This window comes from Paenibacillus sp. FA6 (assembly GCF_051550225.1).
Lineage (GTDB): Bacteria > Bacillota > Bacilli > Paenibacillales > Paenibacillaceae > Paenibacillus_AQ.
Window position 1 is genome coordinate 24,859 of the sequence record NZ_CP188820.1, and the last position, 22,099, is coordinate 46,957.

Here is a 22,099-nt window from a genome sequence, read left to right on the forward strand (position 1 = left end):
AAGCGTTCGCCTACAAGCTTTCCTACGGAAAGCTACTTCGGAGGCATATGCTTTGCCCTCTGATTTCAACCGCTAAAGCGGAATACAATCAAGAAATCGGAGGGCAACAGCGATAGTAAGGACAATCCGTTATCGTAGCGGTCTTCCAATATTTTTTTTGTCTTGTTTATGGGATTTTCGTTCTTCTTGCTCCCAGCGATGAAGAAGCGGGTAAGGATCAAATGACCATTCGGTCAACCCGCTATCGCGATAAATGCCATAATGAAGATGTGGAGGGAATTTACCTTGTGTACCCGGTTTACCATATCCCGAACTACCTACATAGCCAATGACCTGCCCAGCTGTAACGATATCTCCTGTTTCCAATCCTTTTTCGTACCCCATTAGATGTGCGAAGTAATGATAATGGTTGTTAATATCCCGAATACCGATTCGCCATCCTCCGAATGAATTCCAGCCTTTCATTTCAATGATGCCATAGCTCGTACTATGAACAGGAACACCATAGCCTGCGAAGAGATCGGTTCCTTCATGAATACGAAATCCTCCCCAGTTACGTCCAGTGCCCCAGGTGCTTTGGTAAGAATATTGGCTCTTCAGGGGAAGAGGGAAGGCGTGACGTGTTAATTCTAGTGCACTGAATTTTTCGTATAACTTAGAGAATTGTTGGATACGTTGTACGGCACGACTATTGTGGTAATATTCCCAAAGAGCAATACTGAAATCATTCTGAGATTGTCCGTATTGAAGTAGGTAAGTAGCCATACTATAGAGGATATCCATATCGTTATTGGCATCTGCTAGCTGGTCGCCTGAACCATCTCGACCTATGCCACCAAATATGGCTATAGATAATGGATTGCTATCAATCGGATCAGGATTAAGCGCTCCAGACCAGGCGGGTGAAGACATATATACGCCACTAAGACGAGGAAGATGCGATCGGTTTTTTGGATTAGCCTTAGTTAGAGTTCGTTCATATTGATCAATGGCTGCAAGTCGATACCAAGGGATTTGGGTTACTGTGCTGATTTTATCATAGAGTGTTCTTCGTGATGAGTAGACGTCGTTATTCTGAAGTGTATCGCTTCCTTTCGATACCGGAGGGGCTTCAGTAGCTTCCAAAGGTGTGCTGTAGTTTAGCGTTAGGATAGTAGCAATTGAGATACTAATCCATCTGCATAAATGTTTATTCTTAGTTTTTCGAAGGGGAAACATCCGTCAACCTCCTTATTGTTTGAAGATGATTTCGTACCATTGAATTGGAATCACCCGATAGTGTCTTTCCTTAGGGTGAATCAATAAGGTTGATTTTATCCAAACAGTTTATTAAGGTGTGAAAATAAGGTAATTGGCTAGCTTTCGTGATATACTTAGAAAATTGAAGCGATATAAAATGTATGAAAGGTGGTATATTTAATTGTCGAGAAGTACCACGAAAGAACCTAAGCCAGATTGGATAAAGATTAAATTAACTACCGGAGATAATTATCAGGAAATAAAGAGTATGATGCGAGCGAAGACTCTTCATACTGTGTGTGAAGAAGCGCGATGTCCGAACATTTATGAATGCTGGGCCAACCGTACCGCAACATTTATGATTTTGGGTGATATATGTACACGAGCTTGTCGTTTCTGTGCAGTCAATACGGGCATGCCAACAGAACTGGATTTGGAAGAACCTGAACGTGTAGCTGAAGCTGCGCAGAGTATGAACTTGCAACACTGTGTCATTACGAGTGTTGCTCGCGATGATTTACAGGATGGTGGGGCTTCTATATTCGTAGCTACAATACATGCTGTTCGCAAACGTCTACCCCTTTGCAGTGTGGAAGTATTAATTCCGGATTTCCTAGGGAATCCGGATGCATTACGGATTGTAATGGAGGCTAAGCCTGATATTCTGAATCACAATATTGAGACGGTAGAACGTCTATCTGATCGTGTACGTGCTAAGGCTAAATATAGTCGATCATTAGAACTATTACGCAATGCTAAGGTGTTAAAGCCCACGATTCCAACGAAGTCGAGTATTATGCTTGGGCTTGGAGAAGAATGGGATGAAATTTTACAGGCTATGGATGACTTGCGAGCGGTTGATTGCAATATACTGACGCTAGGTCAGTATTTACAACCTTCACCGAAGCATCTGGATGTGGTGAAATATATACCACCTGCGGACTTCGCTTTATTGAAAGAAGAAGGATTGAAAAGAGGATTTAGCCACGTAGAATCGGGTCCACTTGTTCGAAGTTCATATCGTGCACATGAACAGGTGAAGTCAGCTGCTCTGCATATGTAGGACGGATTCACTCATGAGGAAAGGCAGGGGAATGTTGCTTGATTGTTGAAGACGGAAAAAACTATGAAATATTGAAAGATCATAAAGATGGCTGGAACCCAGAGGCCTTCCATGATCGGTATAGCGACGTGTTGGAAAGATACGATTATATTATTGGTGACTGGGGATATAGTCAACTGCGTTTGAAGGGCTTTTACCGAGATAACCATCCAAAGGCTACGAAGGAATCTTCTTTCTCTAGTATGGTGGATTATATTAACGAATACTGTAATTTTGGATGTGCTTATTTTGTTCTTCAGAAGAGCCGTGAATCGCAACCAAAGGAAAAGAGCAACCCTTGAGTAAAGGGTTGCTCTTTTTTGTGTAGATATTGAATGATTAGCGTAGAAAAGCGGATCTAACTCGATTCCAGAAAGGATAAGGTCGATATCTTGCGAAGCTAATTTTATGTTCGGCTACTTTGCAACTAATGGATATTAAATCATCGACGGGTATGGCAATATGGTCAATGGTAATTAATAAACGCTGATCTTTACTTGGGTAAATATCACAGTGGTGGTGTTTGGGAAGCAAGAGAGGCGCTCCCATAGTACGATAAATACGATTATTAATGGAGGCGATTTCGGCAATTTGTATGGCTTCAATAGATGGATGAACCATCGCTCCTCCGAGACTTTTGTTATAGGCCGTGCTTCCTGAAGGCGTTGAGACACAAATGCCATCCCCTCTAAACATTTCGAAGGTAGTATCGTTAATATCGATTTGAGCTACAAGGGTGCTATAAACGCCTTTGAGTGTAAATTCATTCAGAGCTATGTGAGAGCTGGTTCCTGATTTCTTATGAATGGTAAGCTCTAGGAGCGGGTATTTCACGATACGTGCTGAGTTGTCCGCAGATAGGAGATTAGTACTCATAAGATCAACTAATTCGGCCAGTTCGTCTGATTTCCAATCCGAGTAAAACCCTAAGTGGCCCGTATGTACTCCAACAAATGCAATGTTAGGAATATGGTCAGCAAACGTATGAAAGGCGTGCAACATTGTGCCATCTCCGCCAATAGAAATTACAATTTCGGGCGTTTCTGCATCCATTTCAAAATTACGCTGTGCCGCAAGTTTGTGGAATTGTTCTGCCAAGTCAACAGATAATTGATCTCCGCGGTCCAGAACATAGTATCTCAAGGGTGATAAGCTCCTTTATCATGGGTTTACATCGATCATAATCAATATCGGGGAAGAACACAACTGTTCATTTACCGATAGTGTGTATTAGATGCATCCACAACGATTTCATGTAGGTACAAATAACGGATAGTATGACTATTGCAAAGAGAATCAACACGAAAATACAAAGGATATACATATATCCTTGAGGTGAATGAATGAAGGGTAAAGCTTGAGTAGACAAGCCAACAGGGCTAAGGGTACTCTGCGACTCTATTCCTCCCGCTAGCGGCACCCAAAGTATTTGCACAATACAAGCAGCGATAATTCCATGTACCAAACGTGCAACGAGAAAAGGCCAGTACCTTAAATTTGTAGAATGGAGAATACTTGCAATTTGTGCATGAACGGATAGTCCCCCCCATGAGAGAATAAAAGCTGCTGCAGTAACTTTAAAGGAAAGAGGTATGATGGACGTGGGCTCGCCAGCATAACGCGCACCCAAGGTAACCTCAAAGATCCCCCCAACTAATGATTTGGATAGATCAGGAGGCATCCCGATGAATGATAGTACTTGCTCAATAACGAGATAAAGCCACTTCATAACACCTACTTGTGTAAGTAGTTCTAGAAACACAGAGAAGAAGACAACAAGACCCCCAACGACAATAATAAGGTGTAATGAGGATTGTATAGCTTGCTGAAGGAGCTCGGATACGTTTCTGCCATCCTGCCTTCTTGCTTTGTGCATAGCCCGTAGTGCATCTCGCAGACGGCTATTGTGTGACTTAGTATGTACACTGGATACAGGTTTCGTTTCTTGTGATGATCTTGCACCATGATAACGCATAAGAATGCCTACAAGAAATCCTCCACCGTAGTGAGCAATGGCTAATATGGGAACAATCAGTTGGTTGTGAAAAAAGCCTATAGAAACCGCACCAATTAGGAAGATGGGGTCAGAGGATGTAGTAAAAGCAACTAAACGTTCTCCTTCATCTCTGTTTATCATTTTCTGCTCCCATAATTGTGCTGTCAATTTGGCACCTATTGGATAACCAGATACATAACCCATGGCAGCAACGAACCCCCCACTTCCAGGGATGCGAAAGATTGGCTTCATAAAGGGATCGAGTAGCGTACCTATCAAATGAACGATACCAATTCCTAAAAGAACTTCAGATATGATAAAGAATGGGAAGAGTGAAGGGAATAACACATCCCACCAAATAGCCAATCCGCGTATGGCTGCTTCTAGGTATGCAGCGGGATACACAAACATGAGCAGACAAAGCCCCATTAGAATGGTGATAAGAATCTGGACTCTCAAGGATTTTATACTCATCATATGCGCCCCCCGACCTAGTGTAACCTTGAATAAACACCTTCTGTTATACCTAGTTTTATGACACTTGTAGGACAAACAGTACTATAATAAGTTAGTAAGCGGTTACATTTCGGGTGTCTTTTTAGAAAAACTATGATAAAATAAACATATTGACGCTTATCTTCTAATGATATATATGATAAGGATGGAGTGATGGGATCGTGGGTGTTATTGCTGGTATTATCGTCTGTGCTTTCGTGTATGTCATTCGTGCCTCATTAATTCATTCTGGTGAAGAGGACTGGAGAAGCTACTAACTTAACGTAAGGGTGTTAAACACAAACGTGTTTAGCGCCTTTTTCTGTTTTAAGGTATACTATAATTCAGTTCTATATATAATTGAATTGAAAGATGGTGACTTCTAATTGGATCCTAATCAAAGTATTTATGATAATCTTGGCGGGGAAGTGGCCTTGCGTGCGCTAGTTGAATCTTTTTATCCCAAGGTACAGAATGACCCGTTATTGGGCCCTCTATTTCCAGAGGATATTAATCCAGTGATGGAGAAACAGTATATGTTCTTAAGTCAATTCTTCGGCGGACCTTCTCTGTATTCTGAGGAATATGGACATCCCATGATGAGAGCAAGACACTTACCTTTTCCAATTACAGAAAAGCACGGTGAAGCTTGGCTGAGATGTATGGGAGAAGCCCTTACTGATATTGGTGCAGAAGAGCCTCTACGAGGTTTTGTGTTAAATAGACTTTCTGGTCCTGCTCGTCATTTCGTAAATAGCCCTTCATAAAGGTAATGATATTGACATTGAATGCACAAGAAAGGAAGTCGAAATATTGAGCACGTTGGAACCTCTTTATACTATTAAAGTTACTTGCTTGAATTGCGATCATGAATTTAAGACCTCACGAGTTCGACCAAGCTTTAAGAAAGCAGTGCGAACGGATGCTGATTTCTGCGCATATTACAAGAATGAGAATCCTGATTACTATGTAGTGCGGGTATGTCCTAAATGTGGATTTACTTCTACTGAGAATTCGGCTACGAGAATTACGGAGAATCAGAAAAAGCTTATCAAGACGCAGATAAATGTGCGCTGGATTGAACGAGACTTCGGTGGAAAGCGAGATTGGGATACAGCACTCGAGACATATAAGCTAGCATTACTGTCAGCCCAGACTATTGGCGATTCACAGACTATTATTGCAAGTCTTCTTCAACATATTGCGTGGTTATATCGTTATAAGGGAGAGCATGAACAGGAACAACGATTTTTGAAGTTCTGCTTAGATTCGTACATACATGTGTATGAGAATGAAGGTATAGGAGCGAACAATGCTCGTTTATTATATTTGATTGGGGAAATCAATCGTAGAGTAGGCAATTTTAATGAAGCTGTGCAGTGGTTCTCACGTGTTATTAATGATAAAAATATCATGGATGCTGCGATGATTCGTGCATCAAGAGAACAATGGACTGTCTTAAGAGAGCAAATGATGGCGAAAAAAATGGATTTGCCTGATCAGATGAAGGATTCGGAATAATCATATGCGCTTAGAGAATAACAGATGTCGCATATGATTATGCCTATCCGTTAAACTCTAAGCGTGCTTTCATTTAGCATCATCGGATTAGCGAATGGGTTGATCAGATAATAAGTAATCGGTATCAACGTCGATGATGTTGATCTTATTATTGCAGCAGGGGAAGACAAGAAGCTTTTTCTTTCCCTCATGGATCACTTGAAGTTCCTCCGGTTTCATAGGAATGAGAATATTATTCTTTGCGCAAAAGGGACAGGTCTGTACATAAATATCACCCATTATTATGTCATAAGGCCAAGTGTTTTGGAATGGAATCACGATGGATCCTCTTCAATGGAAGGCTTGGAAGCCTCTTCTGTGCTAAGCTCAGCAATTTTTTGCATAAGAATATGTTGTGGCATATGCATAAGGTGCTCAATCGGGACACCTAATTTTTTCGATAGAGTGATGGCGGTTTCGGCTGATATTTGTAATGGTCTCATGTTAATATTCCTCCAATGTAAATATGTCTTAGTACGATCGCATAGTATAGTTATACCGTTTCCTGTAGTTCAATTCAAATGAAATATTAATATAGTGGGGTTTGAAAGGGGATTTACGTAATGAAATCCAAGTTATCATTAACATGGAATTTAGAGTCTGTTTTTCCAGGTGGATCATCATCTAAAGATCTGAACGACTTTTTAGGAAAATTAGAAGAAGATGTAAAGCAGATCCGGACGTATATTATGGGGACTGCGGCTCCTTCTGATATTGAAGGAACCAAAGCGTTCGACGGATTTATTGCAGCATATGCAAGTTGTGTGGAGCGGGCTTCTGAAGCTAGTTCTTTCGTCTCTTGTTTGGGAGCCCAAGATCAACAGGACAAGAAGGCAGTTCAATTATCAGGTAAAGTGACGAATTTACAAGCACAGATTAAGAGTGTTAGTGCTGAGTTCGAACATTTGCTTCGTAGTACAGATGATGGGGTCTGGAAGCAATGGATGGAACGTGAGGAAGTGCGTGAACTCTCATTTGTTCTAAGTGAGAGTCGTGAACATGCTCGGGAGAAGTTAAGTCCTGAACTTGAAAGTCTTGCGCTTGATTTGGCTGTGGATGGATATCATGGTTGGGGTGAATTCTACGATACGATTGTCAGCCATGTGCAAATCCCATTCGATGACAACGGTGCAACTGTGATGTTGTCCGCAGGACAAGCAGCGAACAAACTTCATGATCCGAGTCGAGCTACAAGAGAGGCTATGTTCGACAAGTGGGAGGAAACGTGGACTAAGGCAGAGGACTACTGTGCAGACACACTGAATCACTTGGCAGGTTTCCGTCTTAAATTGTATGATCGTCGTGGCTGGGATGGAATACTGAAAGAACCGCTAACGATTAACCGAATGTCCCAACAAACACTAGATGCGATGTGGAACGTCATTATTGATAACAAGCCCGTGTTTGTAAAGTATTTGGAGCGCAAAGCACAAATTCTTGGTGTGGAAAAATTAAGTTGGGCAGATGTGGAAGCACCCATTGGCACAGTGTCAGGTAAAATTACTTATCAGGAAGCCGCAGAAGAAATCGTTAAGCAGTTCCGTACATTCAGCCCGAAATTGGCTGAATTCACAGAGATGGCTTTTGATAATGAGTGGATTGAAGCAGAAGATCGTCCTGGCAAACGCCCAGGTGGGTTCTGTACATCGCTTTCTGTAAGTAAAGAAACACGAATATTCATGACTTATGCGGGTACGGCTTCTAACGTTTCAACGCTTGCACATGAGCTTGGCCACGGGTATCATCAGCATCTTATGAATGAATTACATGTGTTGAATCAAGACTATGCTATGAATGTCGCAGAGACGGCATCTACTTTTGCTGAGATGATTGTAGCTGATGCACTGGTCAAGGCAGCGATAGATCCACAGGAGAAACTTGCTTTACTTGAAGAGAAAATTCAGAATAGTATTGCTTTCTTTATGAATATTCATTCCCGATTCTTATTCGAAACTCGCTTCTATGATCTTCGTAAGAATGGACTTGTCAGTGCACATGAGTTAAGTAAGCTTATGGAAGAGGCACAAGAAGAAGCTTTCTGTGGAGCATTATCGTCGTATCACCCTCATTTCTGGGCGGCAAAGCTTCATTTCTATATCACGGATGTTCCATTCTATAACTTTCCCTATACATTTGGATACATGTTTAGTACCGGGCTTTATGTCCGCGCACAACAGGAAGGTGCATCATTTGCCGAGAAATATGATCTTTTGTTGCAGGATACCGGTGTGATGACTGTGGAAGAATTAGCTTCTAAGCATCTGGCCGTAGATTTGACGGGTCCTGAATTCTGGCAAAGCGCTATTGATCTATGTGTCGCTGATGTGAACGAGTTTATGGAAATGACAGAACATTTGGTGTGAGTAGGTATTGAATATAACGTAGAAAAAGGATGAAGATTCCCGATGAGGGGATCTTTTTTTGTTAAGAAATAAATTAAGAATAATGTCGTAATAGAATACTTTTTGGCTGAATATATCAGAAGATAGAACCTAATAGTTGCAATTTGTAGGGATAAATACCCAATTTTGTTTGATTATGTTGATGATTTTTTGATGACCATCTATAATGAGTCATAAGCCCTATATCACGGGCGCGCAAAGGGGAGAGGGATTAAATGATCAAGATTGATCAATTATCGTTAGCGCGGCAAATGGACATTGTATTCAAAGAATTGGAACAGGAATTAGCTGGATTAACTGCTGGCACTTTGTTTATGCAAATACGCAATAATGTAGTTGGTAAATTTGGAATTCGTCACAATCCAATCGCAGGACGCAATGGTGGGTTCTCATTATCTAATGAGGGACTTAATGCAGCACAACAACTATCCTTTAGGAACATGGCAATAGAAAGTCTGAAGTACAAACATCACTGGACACATGGGGAGATTAGTTATGACTTCATGGTAAGGCAGGGGATTATTATGATAGATGCCCTACTTGAATCCAATTACAACATGGCGAATCTCATGATCCGGTATTCGCGTCATACATATCGAGAAGCTTCATCGGACTTATTATAACTTATCGGACTATTTCATTTATTAAATAATACAAATTGGTCAAAAAAGAACAGAGTCCCCTAGTTACGATTGTAACTAAGGGAACTCTGTTCTTTTTTTATGATATGACTATGACAGATTGTCAGGCTTTATCGATCCGTCAATATTAATTATTGATCCTTAATCATTTGGCGTAATACGGTTTGCAGAATCCCGCCGTTGTGGTAGTAATCAACATCTACCATACTATCTAACCTGGCAATTACCGTGAAATTGAACGCTGTACCATCTTCACGAGTCGCAGTGACGGTGAGCTCTTGGCTAGGTTTAATATCATTGCTTACACCAACGATATCGAAGGTTTCACGGCCATTTAATCCAAGAGTAGTCCAGCTGGAACCATCTTGAAATTGCAGAGGTAGAACACCCATACCTACAAGGTTACTACGGTGAATACGCTCGTAACTTTCGGCAATAACGGCTTTGACGCCAAGCAGAGTGGTTCCCTTAGCCGCCCAGTCACGTGAACTACCTGTTCCATATTCTTTTCCAGCAATGACGATGAGATTCTGATTGTGATCTTGGTAGTCCATGGAAGCGTCGTAGATGGACATGACTTCATCAGTCAATAGATTCGTCGTTACACCGCCTTCTGTTCCGGGAGCAACTTGGTTACGAATACGAATATTAGCGAACGTTCCTCTCATCATAACTTCATGGTTACCGCGGCGAGAACCGTAGGAGTTAAAGTCTTTACGTTCCACACCATGCTCATTCAAGTAAAGTCCAGCCGGGCTAGACGGTGAAATATTACCTGCTGGAGAGATATGATCTGTTGTGACTGAATCACCTAGAAGAGCAAGCACACGAGCAGAACGAATATCTTTAATGTCTGTAAGTTCAGGTTCTAGATTCTCGAAGAAAGGAGGGTTCTGAATGTAAGTGGACTTATCGTCCCATTCATACAGCTCACCTTCCGGTACAGCAATGGCATTCCAGCGTTCATTCGCTGTAAATACATTCGCATATTTCCGACGGAACATCTCGGGAGTAAGAGACATTTCGATAGCTTCTTTAATTTCTGCTGATGTTGGCCAAATATCTTTTAGATATACAGGTTGGTTGTTCTGATCATAACCCAATGGATCATTGTTCAGATCAATATTGACTGTTCCTGCAATGGCGTAAGCAACAACCAATGGAGGAGATGCTAAATAGTTAGCTTTTACTTGTGCGTGAACACGACCTTCAAAGTTACGGTTACCCGAGAGAACCGCAGCGACAGTTAAGTCATTATCTGTAATAGCTTGGCTTACTTCATCTGGAAGCGGACCTGAATTACCGATACATGTAGCACATCCGTATCCAGCGAGGTAGAAGCCAAGAGCTTCTAAAGATTCCAAAAGTCCAGCTTTCATCAAATATTCAGTAACGACAAGTGAACCTGGTGTTAAGCTACTCTTCACATAACCCGGTTTCTTGAGACCACGTTCTACTGCTTTCTTCGCTAGTAGACCAGCACCTAACATCACACTTGGATTGGAAGTGTTCGTACAGCTTGTAATTGCAGCAATAACGACTGCTCCCGTTCCAAGTTGACTAACAGAACCATCGGTGTGTTGAACGCTTACGGTTTGATCAATTTTGCTCTCACTAAGACCATAGCCACCTTTATCGACAGGGGTCCGTATAATTTCGTTGAAAGCTTCCTTCATATTGGTCAATTCAATACGATCCTGTGGACGTTTCGGTCCAGCTAAGCTAGGAACAACAGAAGCTAAATCTAATTCAATGACATCTGTAAACACTGGATCAACAGTATCTTCGGTACGGAACATCTGTTGTGCTTTATAATAAGCCTCCACGAGCTCAACCTGTTCATCAGAACGACCTGTATTTCTCAGATAAGACAGCGTTTCTTTATCTACAGGGAAGTAGCCAATCGTTGCCCCATATTCTGGAGCCATATTAGCAATCGTCGCGCGGTCAGCAAGACTAAGATTGAGTAATCCAGGTCCGAAAAATTCAACGAACTTACCGACAACGCCACTTTTCCGCAAAATTTGGGTCACAGTGAGAGCTAAATCAGTCGCCGTTGCTCCTTCATTCAGACTACCTGTGAGCTTGAATCCAATAACTTCAGGCATGATGAAGTATAGTGGTTGTCCAAGCATACCTGCTTCCGCTTCAATCCCGCCTACACCCCATCCTACAATGCCGAGGCCGTTGATCATTGTTGTATGTGAATCCGTACCTACTAGGGAATCAGGATAAACAACCGTTTCACCATCAATGACCTTGGTTGCTGCTACAGAGGCAAGGTACTCAAGATTGACTTGATGCACGATTCCTGTTGCTGGTGGAACAGCTCGGAAATTGTTAAATGCCGTTTGAGCCCAACGTAAGAAGCGGTAACGTTCCTCATTGCGTTCAAATTCAACTTCCATGTTATATTCCAACGCATCTGCTGTCCCGAATGCATCTACCATAACAGAATGATCGATTACGAGATCCACAGGTACAAGTGGATTGATCTGCTTAGGGTCACCGCCAGCTTTCTTCACGGTGTCTCTCATTGCAGCAAGATCTACTACGACAGGCACACCTGTGAAATCTTGAAGTACAATTCGTGCTGGAATAAATGGGATTTCTTTGTTCTCGTTACTTCCCTTATTCCAATCTGCAAGTAATTTAATATGATCTTCGGTAATTGCTCGTCCGTCGAATTGGCGGATAGCAGCTTCTAGTAGTACTTTAATGGAATAAGGAAGTGTAGAGATGTTTCCTATTCCCTGCTCTTCAAGAGATTGTAGGCTGTAGTAGCGATAGTTCTTGCCACCAACTTCTAAATTACGAGCAGTAGAGAAATGATCCTTTGCTGGCATACGTATTCCTCCTTAGTTGTGTAAATCTCATTTTGTTGTTTCACTAGATGAAACATAATTTCAAAATTTGAATGTTTACTTAAGTATACCGTTTACATTGAAGGGAGTAAAGGGATTTATGGACCAAATCTCGGCTTCAATGGGTAAATTGGGCTTGATCTAGTTCCTTAAGTAAGAATAAATGGATAGTGTGAGGTCCACGTTCATATATTGTTATCAATAGGGCGTAAATCATTCGGAATAAGGGGAGAAATGATCTTATGGAACTGGCATGGAAGCAGGTACTATACACTTATGTTAATCAATATAATCAAAGTCAGATTGATTGTAGAGCGGAGACGAGACAACAAGTGGTAACGGATATTTCCTATTTAATGGAGAGATCCGAGCGAATGAAGAGGCTGATGGATTGGTATGTGAGTCGAGAATCCCAACCATTGCGAAGTGAAACACGAGCAAAGCTACTACGAATGATACGGGAAACAGGGCAAGAGGTGATCGTTGATATACAACTTCATACGCAGCTCTTTTATACGAAGGGAGGAATGAATCATCGTGAAGATACAATACAAAGAGAGCGTCTAACCATGATCCGTGATGGAGAGCAATGGGTCATTGTATCGATAGAGCGGCTCATTGCTGAACGGCACCCAGTTTCACCAAAGACAATATTGTCTAATGGAGAGGAAACAAAGGATAGTGGGGGATCTGGACCTTACTTGAATTCAAATGTTTGGGGAAGCGGAGCTGGGCGTCGTCCTACGAAGTATATGCGAGAAGAAGCCGTGGCTTATGCAGATCGCTGGTGGGATTCGGAGAATCCTGAATTCATAACGTTTAACGTGAACTGTACGAATTATATCTCACAGTGTCTCTTTGCAGGGGGGGCTCCAATCCATTATACTGGTAACAGAGCTTCAGGATGGTGGTACAAAGGATATGCTAGTGGTAAAGAGTGGTGGAGTTATAGTTGGGCAGTAGCTAACAGTTTAGAGTATTTGTTAAGTACCAGTGCTTCGGGGTTGAGAGCTGAAGTTGTCGATCGGGCGGAACAATTAATGCTTGGTGATGTAATCATTTATGATTGGGATGGTGATGGAACCTACCAACATAGCACCATTGTAACGGCCTTTGACGCAGGTGGAATGCCGCTGGTTAACGCACATACAGTAAGCAGTCAACACCGCTATTGGGATTATAAGAATTCCTATGCATGGCAGGAGAATACTAAATATAGGTTCTTGCATATTCCGGATGTATTTTAACGTGGAAGTATGAATACGAAATTCATAATCGTCATGACGAACGAAAGAAATGAACTAACATTATATTAGGACAGAAAGAGGTTAGGCATGAGTAAATATACAGTAGGTCTTGTATACGGCGGTAAATCGGGAGAACATGAGGTATCATTACAAACAGCTTTTGCGGTGATGAATGCCTTTGATTACAATAAATATGACATTATTCCTTTCTACATCACGAAGCAAGGCGAATGGCGAAAAGGGGAGATACGACAATCCCCTTTTACAGGAATTGAAGATCTTAAGCTTGCGATAAATTCAGAAGGAACACAGGCTGCGTTAAATGTATTGTTTAGCCGATTAACGGGTGGCGAGTCTGCCGTGAAAGTGGATCTTATGTTTCCACTTCTTCATGGAACCTTTGGTGAAGACGGTACAATTCAAGGGTTATTCGAAATGGCCAACATGCCTTATGTCGGCGCTGGAGTTTTACCATCAGCAGCAGGGATGGATAAGGTGATTATGAAAAAGCTATTCGCTGAGGCAGGTTTACCGCAATGTGGTTACCGTTATTTCACACGGAGTCAATGGAAGCACGATAGCTTTGAACTGATTGTAGGTGTAGAAGATGACTTGGGATATCCATGCTTTGTTAAGCCAGCAAATTTAGGTTCTAGCGTTGGGATATCTAAAGCGAAAGACCGGGAAGAGCTTAAACAGGCGATAGAATTCGCTTTTCGTTATGATATTAAAGTTATTGTTGAGGAATTTGTAGATGCAAGAGAGATTGAGGTGAGTGTGCTTGGGAATGATGAACCTATGGCGTCAGTTCCTGGTGAGATTGTATCCTCAAGTGAGTATTATGACTATGCTGCGAAATACACCGATGGTCAATCACAAATGCTGATTCCAGCACCTCTGGATTCTGAATTAGCAGATCGAATTACTGAAGCGGCTATTGTCGCATTTCAGGCGATTGAAGGGAATGGTATCAGCCGTGCAGATTTCTTCGTACGTAAATCTGATCAGGCTATTCTTATTAATGAAGTGAACACGATGCCTGGATTCACACCATACAGCATGTACCCTTTATTATGGCGGGAGACAGGACTAAGTTATGCTGGGCTACTCGACCGTATGATTGAATTGGCACTAGAACGGTACGCGAGTAAACAGGCACTAGATTATAATAACGATCTGTAATCATGTCGCCCTAACTTGAATAGAAAAGGGGAATCACTTATGGGATTTCAGACAGAATTCAATTCAGTATGTAAATTCAAGAATGAACAGGAACTCTATGAATTAATGGAGTATGGCCGTGGTAAAATGGTGAAGAAAGGCTTTCGCGTCTTTCCAACAGGGCAAAAGGTCATTGCGTATACGCCCGATAATCTAGCGATTGCCATCGTTAAGATTGTTGGATACATCGCTGAGATTAACTTTCAGGGAGAAGAAGTCACTGAAGTGGAGATGGAATTTATTCGTAAGCTGAACGATGAAGAATCTCGTATTCAGACCGATCTAGCATACGAGATGTTCTTCCGCGAACAGCAGGAATGATTGTCCGTTTAGGATATGTAGCAATGTCTAAGGTCTTGCACAATGCATCTCCTTCCAAGACGATGACGATGACGAACTTTAATAAGCTAGCAGATCGAGAAGCGGCTCTTCAGAAGCTAGAACAAATTGCACAGATTAATTTGCATAATACACTTCGGCTTTTGAAACATAGTGTCGCTCATGACATTAAGGTGTATCGCTTTTCATCCAAGTTAATTCCATTAGCAACACATACAGATCTTGAAGATTGGGACCCCATGCCAGCGCTGCGAGATTCATTTGCTGAAGTAGGAGAGTATGTAAAGAGTCATGAGATGAGAGTGTCGTTTCATCCAGACCATTTCACTGTATTAAGCACACCACGTAAAGAGGTGTTAATTAACTCTGTACATGATCTGCATCATCATGTGATCATGCTGAATGCAATGGGACTTAATGCTACAGCTAAGAACAACATTCATATAGGCGGAGCATATGGGGACAAGCTTTCTGCGGCGGGTCGGTTTGAAGATCACTTCTTACAACTGAGTCGGGAAATTCAAGAGAGGTTAACGCTTGAGAACGACGATAAGACATTTAATGCTGTGGAGACTTTGGATGTATGCTTGAACTTAGGGCTACCGATGGTTATGGATATTCATCATCAATGGGTGAACAATGAAGGAGAGAAACCTTGGGATTTATGGCCAGACATTCTTAAGACATGGCAGAGTGAACTGGCGCAAACCGACGTACAAGTAGATAAACCACTGGCACCCAAGATTCATGTGTCCAGTCCTCGGAGTGCGACGAATATTAGAAGTCACGCAGATGGTGTGGAAGTATCCGCGTTATTAGAATTTCTGAGGAACATTGCTAGGGATACGCCGTATCTCGATGTTATGATTGAAGCTAAAAGTAAAGATGTTGCGCTATTTGAACTTATGCAGGACTTGGAGCAGTTCACAACTGAAGGGATAACTATTCTGGATGGAGCAAGTATCGAAATTCTTCCGTAAACATCATGAAAGTTGAGGTGCAGTGATAGTAGCCCTTGAAACATGAGGTAAAATAAGGTACTTTTAAATATGAATACAATGAGACTCGGAAAAAGACGAATCATATTAGATGATAGCGTTATTCGTCCGAATCTTTAAATAGAAAGTAGTTGAGTGCTTTGAATCAAAAGGATAAAGTTCCTTATGTTGTGACAAGCAAGGGTCATACGGCTGTTGCTATTAATGCAGCAGCAAAAGCTGGAGAATGGATTAGGAGTAAACTCGGTACGGTGAAAGAATTGAATACCAAGTATTCATCTCAAGATCTAGTGACGGAAGTAGATAAAGGTGCAGAGCAAATGATCCGCAAACTTATTCTGACTCATTTTCCGGATCATGAGATTCTCGGCGAAGAGGGTGTAGAGCCTGGTCCAGAAGCGTCGACACAAGCATTACAGGGCTCTTTAGATGCGAACTCGGATTATTTATGGATTATTGACCCTGTGGATGGTACTACGAATTATGTGCATGGTTTTCCATTCTTTGCTGTATCTATAGCTCTTGCTTATAAAGGAGAGGTCATAGTGGGTGTTATTTATGATCCCTCCAGAGATGAATTATTTGTTGCCGAAAAGGGTAAAGGTGCGTATGTTCATGGAAGCCCTACCAAGGTCTCTCAGGAAATGTCGCTAGGAACAAGCCTTCTTGCAACAGGGTTTCCGCCAGATCAGAATTTCGCCTTTCCAATAAATATGGCAGGTTTACAGCATATAGCACCTCAAGCTCGTAGTATCCGGGCAGGGGGTTCAGCAGCCTTGCATATGGCGTATGTTGCGGCAGGAAGACTTAGCGGGTTCTGGGAAATCGGGCTGAATTCATGGGATTTAGCTGCTGGAGTTTTGTTGGTGAAGGAATCAGGTGGGGAAGTCACCGATACGTTGGGACGTCCTTACGATTTAGGAGTTAGACATGTCGTGGCTAGTAACGGTCACATTCATAATGAACTGGTTGAATCATTGAAACAGGCGAAAGCGACAGGACTATCAATTGAAAAAGGTTAACACATGCGAGACTAAGCAACATGGGTTAGAACGATTGAAAGAGCAAATTCCCTTCAAAAATAAGGGGATTTTCTCTTTTGTTATCTATACATGTAATGGTAATATAAACATACCGAGCCCTGAATAATCATAATCGGGTAACGAGTGATAAAAGAGGAGTTGAAGATTTGCTACATGTATGGAGAAAGAGGATTTCAGCTGTAAGTATTACGTTGATGCTGTCTATAATACTAATGAGCAATGTTAGTATGTCAACGTTAGTACAGGCGCAGAAGGTTGAACAGGAAACTTATCGCATTGTTGCACTTGGTGATTCCCTGACCGTCGGATATCAGCCTGGTATGGACCTGAACAGTATACCTTATGGTTTCGTAGATAGGCTACAGGAACAGGGACTGTTCCATGGTAGGACGGAGACGTTAAACCATGGCATATTGGGATTAAAAGGAATAGGGTTAGAGCATTACGTAGAAGCAGCAAAGTTGGGTAAAGCGATTACGTCAGATGCGATTCAACCTGGACTTGTTGATCCAAGAGCTGAGCAGCTGGGCGCTTCTGCGGTTCAATTGAAATCTGATCTTGAATCAGCGGATCTCATCACCATTACCATTGGTGGGAATGATCTAGCGATCATTATTACGGAAGCATCAACCTTGGGAAGCAATGAGCTTACTTTAAAAATAGAGCAATTATTAACTTCTTATAAGTCGACGATGACGACAGTGATTGCTGATTTGCATGAATTGAACAAGGATGCACTTATCGTAATAGCTGATCAATATCAGCCTGTTCCTGCAGTTGCGAATCGGGCAATGTATCCTAAATTGATTGAAGCATCAAATTTATTCACAGGTGTCGTGGAGAAACTTGCAGCGGATTCACAGAGTCAAGGTATCAATGTGAAGGTTGCTCATATAGCCAAAGAATTTGAGGGTCGTGAGGGGACGATGACTCATATCATGAAGGATCGGGATATTCACCCTAATCAACCAGGATATGCTGCTATGGCTCAAGTGTTCGCAGGAGAAATCTGGGGAGAGCATCGTAAGCCAACGATAGTCGATAAAAATTTACCTATGACGATCGTTGTGAAAGGACAGGAACTGAAGACTCCTTATCAGCCAGTTCTACGCAGTAACCAGAACTTCGTCGCGATCAAGGATATCGTCGATGCTGTCGGTGCAACCTCGGTATGGGATAGCGCTTCTTCAAGTGCCACAATTACATATGGAGATCGAACTGTTGTTATTACGATAGGTTCATCCAGTGTTATTGTGAATGGAGAATCCATCGCTGTAGATTCACCAGCATTTCTTAACAAGGTTGGGAACGAGAGCAAGACTTACGTTCCTTTAGCCGTATTGGCAACGGGCCTAGGGTTTGATGTGCAGTATATCTCCTCGTTAAGAACAGCCTTTATTAATCTTTAAGAGGTAGTTTGAAAAGTCGCTCCTATAAAAAGGGGCGACTTTTTGTTATATGGTGTTGTAGAATTGATAAGGATAAAGCTAACAGGACTGTATATAGAAGGGCGGAGGGAACCATTCTAATGCGAAAGTATAAGAGCGCTTTCAATAATATGGGGATTCATTACAAGATGATAGGTCTTATATCATTGTTAATGTTAGTAAGTTTTGCAGTCTACATAACGGTTCTGAAAAGTGTATTCAGTATATACGATGAACAAATTTATGAGAAGTCATCACAAGTCTTGACGATGTCCTCCGTTGGAATTGAGAGTCAGCTTAAGGAAATGGAGGAGCTTTCATTTAAAGTAGTATCGGATGAACAAATCCAAAGCTATCTAACGAAGCTTAAGAGTAATAGTTCTGCCTATGAGAAACTAGTATTACATAAAAAGATTACGGATCGGATTATTGCCTTCGCGGGATCAGAGAAATACGTATATTCCATGATGGTTATAGATAAAGAGAGGAACGTCATGGTGGCTGGTAATCGTGAGGGCATTCCAGAATCGCTTCAGAATGAGCTTGTCTCGCTAGCTGAAGAATACGATGGATCGAACGCCTGGATGATGGGGGGGAGAGGGTTCTCATTACTTGGAGTTCGAGAGATTAAATCATTCACGAATGCGACATTCACATTAGAGAACCTCGGTACACTTGTCTTTCGGGTGCGAATCGATCGCATTGTTGACGACCAAGTTCAGGATGCAGGTAATGAAGGACAATTAATCATTACGGATGGGAAGGATATCCTCTATCCAGAGGAACCATTATTAACAGAATCAGAAATAATGGTTGAGATGAATAATGACAAACCATACAGTATAGAATCTTACGAACATGGTAGATATTTTACAGCGAAGTTTCGTTCATCTTATACGGATTGGACCTATTTCCATATTACTCCCTTTCATCGCATGTTTGAGCGGATTACGTTCATCAAGAATTTTGTAACCGTTATCTTTATATTGATCTTTGTGGTAGCAATTCTATTCGGTACGAAGCTAGCACTTAGTATTACGAGACCTATTGATCGACTTATCAAAAAAATGAGAGACATCGAGAAGGGTGATCTCGATAGTTTGGAAGAACTAGCATTAGGAGCAGTACCTTCATCGCCACAATCTGAGGTAGGGCTACTCCATCGCACCTTCAAAATGATGATTCAACGTATCCGTGAATTGATTAACGAAAATTATACAAAGCAACTACTGATTCGTGAGACTGAGCTAAAGGCGCTTCAGGCACAGATTAACCCACATTTTCTATACAATACTCTTGAATCTATCAATTGGTTAGCCAAAGTGAACAAACAAGATCAGATTTCTAAGATGGTAGAATCTCTGGGGTTTTTACTGCGGAATTCAATAAACTTTAGTGAGCAATTGATTCCTCTCAGAAGTGAATTAGATATTGTCATGAGTTATGTGACCATTCAAAAGGTACGATTTGAAGAGCGTCTTGATTTCATTGTGGAGATAGAATCGCATCTTGAGAATGCTCTTATTCCGAAGCTGACGCTTCAGCCGCTTGTCGAGAATGCCATCCATTATGCTTTAGAGCCTAATATTGAACCGTGCCGTATTCGGATTATGGTGATAGAGAAGAATGGAGTCGTAACCATTTCTGTGCAGGATAATGGACCAGGTATGGATTCGAAATTTATTAAGAAACTATTAGAAGGTAAAGTTCAGACATCTGGTAAAGGGATCGGCTTGTCCAATATTGAGGAGCGCATTAAATTGACCTTTGGGAATGAGTGGGGGATCGATATCCAAAGTGAGCCTAACATACAGACTTCCGTACAAATAACAATTCCCTATGTAAGAGGAGATGATCTAGATGTATAAAGTGATGCTAGTGGATGATGAGCGTATGATTCTTGATGGAATATCACAAGTGGTAGATTGGAGAAGTTCTGGCACTGAGCTTATAGACACGGCTAGGAACGGTATTGAAGCTTATGAGAAGATTAGATTGAATCAGCCGGATATTGTGATTAGCGACATTTGTATGCCGGGGCTTGATGGACTTGGTCTAGTGGAGAAGACGTGGTTGAACTTCCCAAGAATACAATTTATTATGCTGTCTGGATACAAGGATTTCGATTATGCAAGACGTGCTATGCAGTACGGAGTGAAGCATTATTTACTTAAGCCTTGTAATGAGATTCAAATCATTGAAGCTATCCGTGAGTTGCTCAAAGAACGGGAAGAGCAGAATGAACGGGATGACTTCGTGAACCGTATGAAGCAGGGTCTCAAGAAGGTGCTACCTCATGTTAAAGAGCAGTTCCTGAAGGAGTTTATTACGAATAAAACATATGGCACTACCGATGTGGAGTATTATCAAGACTTATTCGAACTACCATTAAACAGTCAATCGGTGAGAATGATTCTATTTCAACTGGATGATACTCATGAATATGAGCATATATTTGCTTTGAAAAATATAGCAGAGGATATCCTTCAAAGTGTCCTGCTTAGCACGACGATCGAGGGCCATCTATTGATTCTGCTTCCAGAAGCTGAATGCGTCGAGACACTCATTCAGGATATTGAAATGGTGCGAACAACATTTTATAAATTTTATAAGTTAGACATCACAATTGCTCTTAGTGAGGCAGATCGAATGGTGAATTCTCGTAAATTATATCGTGAAATGCTTCAATGCATGAATCACCGATTCTATATTGGTGAAGGAAGTTTGATTATGATGCACGATTTAGCACTTCAGGATCGAGACGTTGCGCTTGACCTCAATTATATCGTAGACGAAGAGAAGTTCTGCTTGCTCGTCAAATCGGGAAACTTGCAAGAGGTATCTCAAGAAGTTGAACGACTATTTAGCAACTTAGATGAAATGAGATTAGAAATTGCCGTGACTCGTTCATATGTTCTGCAACTCTATGCAGCTATGATACGTATTTGTCCGCCAGAAGAAACAAACTCCTTCACCAAAGGTATGACCGTGCTTACTGAAATGGAGACATTGTCTGGATTGAAGTCATATGTATTTGAAGCAGCAAATCAATTAACTGCAGGATACTTTAACAACAATATGAATCGTCAGTCTTCAACGGTAGATAAGATGATCTCTATTATCGAGAATAACTATGGGGATGATGAATTATCCTTAAATGGCGTAGCCAATCAAATTTTATATATGAATCCTGATTATTTAGGGAAGATATTTAAAAAGGTCACAGGGAGTAATTTCTCTCTTTATGTGAATCAATATCGTATTCAAAGGGCTTGCGAATATATTCGTTGTGGTGAAGATGTGCGGGTGTTTGAGCTGGCAGACCGATTTGGATTCTCAGGAAATTCGCAGTATTTCAGCCAAGTATTTAAGAAATGTGTGGGCATGACTCCAACTGAATTTAAAAAGTCATGCGAATAGGTTGCTCATATAGCATATGAAATGGAAACTCTGTTTTTTTAACCAAGAGCTCTGATTTGTGTATTCAATTCATAGCCCCAATTTGGGAGAATAAACCCACAAGCA

General features: G+C 41.4%; 20 protein-coding genes. 14 read left to right on the forward strand and 6 right to left on the reverse strand.

All coding sequences use genetic code 11. The features are described 5' to 3' along the window. Positions 1-129: 129 nt before the first annotated feature. Positions 130-1,218, reverse strand: coding sequence for a M23 family metallopeptidase (locus ACP8HI_RS00205; RefSeq protein WP_438349159.1), 1,089 nt, complete (start codon positions 1,216-1,218; stop codon positions 130-132). 202 nt (positions 1,219-1,420) lie between these two features. On the opposite strand from ACP8HI_RS00205, the gene lipA reads away from it, so the two are divergent. Both lipA and ACP8HI_RS00215 read left to right on the forward strand, forming a co-directional pair. Continuing rightward, positions 1,421-2,302 carry a lipoyl synthase gene (gene lipA, locus ACP8HI_RS00210; protein ID WP_438349160.1) on the forward strand — a complete coding sequence of 294 codons (882 nt, stop codon included), beginning with the start codon at positions 1,421-1,423 and terminating at the stop codon, positions 2,300-2,302. A gap of 38 nt (positions 2,303-2,340) precedes the next feature. After that, entirely contained in the window at positions 2,341-2,643 is a 303-nt protein-coding gene (locus ACP8HI_RS00215) for a YutD family protein (protein WP_438349161.1), read from the forward strand. 37 nt (positions 2,644-2,680) lie between these two features. Here ACP8HI_RS00215 and ACP8HI_RS00220 read toward each other — a convergent pair whose 3' ends face one another. After that, positions 2,681-3,484: an NAD kinase gene (locus ACP8HI_RS00220; RefSeq protein ID WP_438349162.1), complete on the reverse strand. Its 804-nt coding sequence runs from the start codon at positions 3,482-3,484 to the stop codon at positions 2,681-2,683. 67 nt (positions 3,485-3,551) lie between these two features. Continuing rightward, positions 3,552-4,814, reverse strand: a complete 1,263-nt coding sequence (ylbJ, locus tag ACP8HI_RS00225) for a sporulation integral membrane protein YlbJ (RefSeq protein WP_438349163.1) — start codon at positions 4,812-4,814, stop codon at positions 3,552-3,554. 404 nt (positions 4,815-5,218) lie between these two features. Here ylbJ and ACP8HI_RS00230 point away from each other — a divergent pair, with 404 nt between their 5' ends. Both ACP8HI_RS00230 and ACP8HI_RS00235 read left to right on the forward strand, forming a co-directional pair. Next, positions 5,219-5,599: a globin gene (locus ACP8HI_RS00230; RefSeq protein ID WP_438349164.1), complete on the forward strand. Its 381-nt coding sequence runs from the start codon at positions 5,219-5,221 to the stop codon at positions 5,597-5,599. Positions 5,600-5,645: 46 nt separating this feature from the next. Next, positions 5,646-6,353, forward strand: a complete 708-nt coding sequence (locus tag ACP8HI_RS00235; RefSeq protein WP_438349165.1) for a DUF2225 domain-containing protein — start codon at positions 5,646-5,648, stop codon at positions 6,351-6,353. Positions 6,354-6,440: 87 nt separating this feature from the next. On the opposite strand, the gene ACP8HI_RS00240 is transcribed toward ACP8HI_RS00235, so the two are convergent. Both ACP8HI_RS00240 and ACP8HI_RS00245 read right to left on the reverse strand, forming a co-directional pair. Continuing rightward, positions 6,441-6,671 carry a hypothetical protein gene (locus ACP8HI_RS00240; RefSeq protein WP_438349166.1) on the reverse strand — a complete coding sequence of 77 codons (231 nt, stop codon included), beginning with the start codon at positions 6,669-6,671 and terminating at the stop codon, positions 6,441-6,443. Next, positions 6,668-6,835: a YycC family protein gene (locus tag ACP8HI_RS00245; RefSeq protein ID WP_438349167.1), complete on the reverse strand. Its 168-nt coding sequence runs from the start codon at positions 6,833-6,835 to the stop codon at positions 6,668-6,670. Before ACP8HI_RS00245 ends, ACP8HI_RS00240 begins: the two co-directional genes overlap by 4 nt. Positions 6,836-6,955: 120 nt before the next feature. Between ACP8HI_RS00245 and ACP8HI_RS00250 the strand changes: the two genes are divergently transcribed. Beyond that, positions 6,956-8,755, forward strand: coding sequence for a M3 family oligoendopeptidase (locus tag ACP8HI_RS00250; protein WP_438349168.1), 1,800 nt, complete (start codon positions 6,956-6,958; stop codon positions 8,753-8,755). 254 nt (positions 8,756-9,009) lie between these two features. Further along, positions 9,010-9,417, forward strand: a complete 408-nt coding sequence (locus tag ACP8HI_RS00255) for an O-methyltransferase (protein WP_438349169.1) — start codon at positions 9,010-9,012, stop codon at positions 9,415-9,417. Positions 9,418-9,566: 149 nt separating this feature from the next. On the opposite strand, the gene acnA is transcribed toward ACP8HI_RS00255, so the two are convergent. Further along, entirely contained in the window at positions 9,567-12,281 is a 2,715-nt protein-coding gene (gene acnA / locus ACP8HI_RS00260; protein WP_438349170.1) for an aconitate hydratase AcnA, read from the reverse strand. A gap of 260 nt (positions 12,282-12,541) precedes the next feature. Between acnA and ACP8HI_RS00265 the strand changes: the two genes are divergently transcribed. From ACP8HI_RS00265 to ACP8HI_RS00300, 8 genes are all read left to right on the forward strand, one after another. Next, entirely contained in the window at positions 12,542-13,546 is a 1,005-nt protein-coding gene (locus ACP8HI_RS00265; protein ID WP_438349171.1) for an amidase domain-containing protein, read from the forward strand. Positions 13,547-13,633: 87 nt separating this feature from the next. Beyond that, positions 13,634-14,728 (forward strand): D-alanine--D-alanine ligase, encoded by a 1,095-nt coding sequence (locus ACP8HI_RS00270; RefSeq protein WP_438349172.1) that lies wholly within the window; start codon positions 13,634-13,636, stop codon positions 14,726-14,728. A 39-nt stretch (positions 14,729-14,767) separates the two neighbouring features. Then, positions 14,768-15,088, forward strand: a complete 321-nt coding sequence (locus tag ACP8HI_RS00275; RefSeq protein WP_438349173.1) for a hypothetical protein — start codon at positions 14,768-14,770, stop codon at positions 15,086-15,088. Next, entirely contained in the window at positions 15,085-16,086 is a 1,002-nt protein-coding gene (gene uvsE / locus ACP8HI_RS00280) for a UV DNA damage repair endonuclease UvsE (RefSeq protein WP_438349174.1), read from the forward strand. Before ACP8HI_RS00275 ends, uvsE begins: the two co-directional genes overlap by 4 nt. 158 nt (positions 16,087-16,244) lie before the next feature. Beyond that, entirely contained in the window at positions 16,245-17,126 is an 882-nt protein-coding gene (locus ACP8HI_RS00285; protein WP_438349175.1) for an inositol monophosphatase family protein, read from the forward strand. 167 nt (positions 17,127-17,293) lie between these two features. Continuing rightward, complete coding sequence (locus ACP8HI_RS00290) at positions 17,294-18,556, forward strand: stalk domain-containing protein (protein WP_438349176.1); 1,263 nt, start codon at positions 17,294-17,296, stop codon at positions 18,554-18,556. A gap of 119 nt (positions 18,557-18,675) precedes the next feature. After that, entirely contained in the window at positions 18,676-20,442 is a 1,767-nt protein-coding gene (locus tag ACP8HI_RS00295) for a cache domain-containing sensor histidine kinase (RefSeq protein ID WP_438349177.1), read from the forward strand. After that, on the forward strand, positions 20,435-21,994 hold the full coding sequence (locus tag ACP8HI_RS00300; RefSeq protein ID WP_438349178.1) for a response regulator transcription factor: 1,560 nt from the start codon (positions 20,435-20,437) through the stop codon (positions 21,992-21,994). Before ACP8HI_RS00295 ends, ACP8HI_RS00300 begins: the two co-directional genes overlap by 8 nt. Positions 21,995-22,099 lie beyond the last annotated feature (105 nt).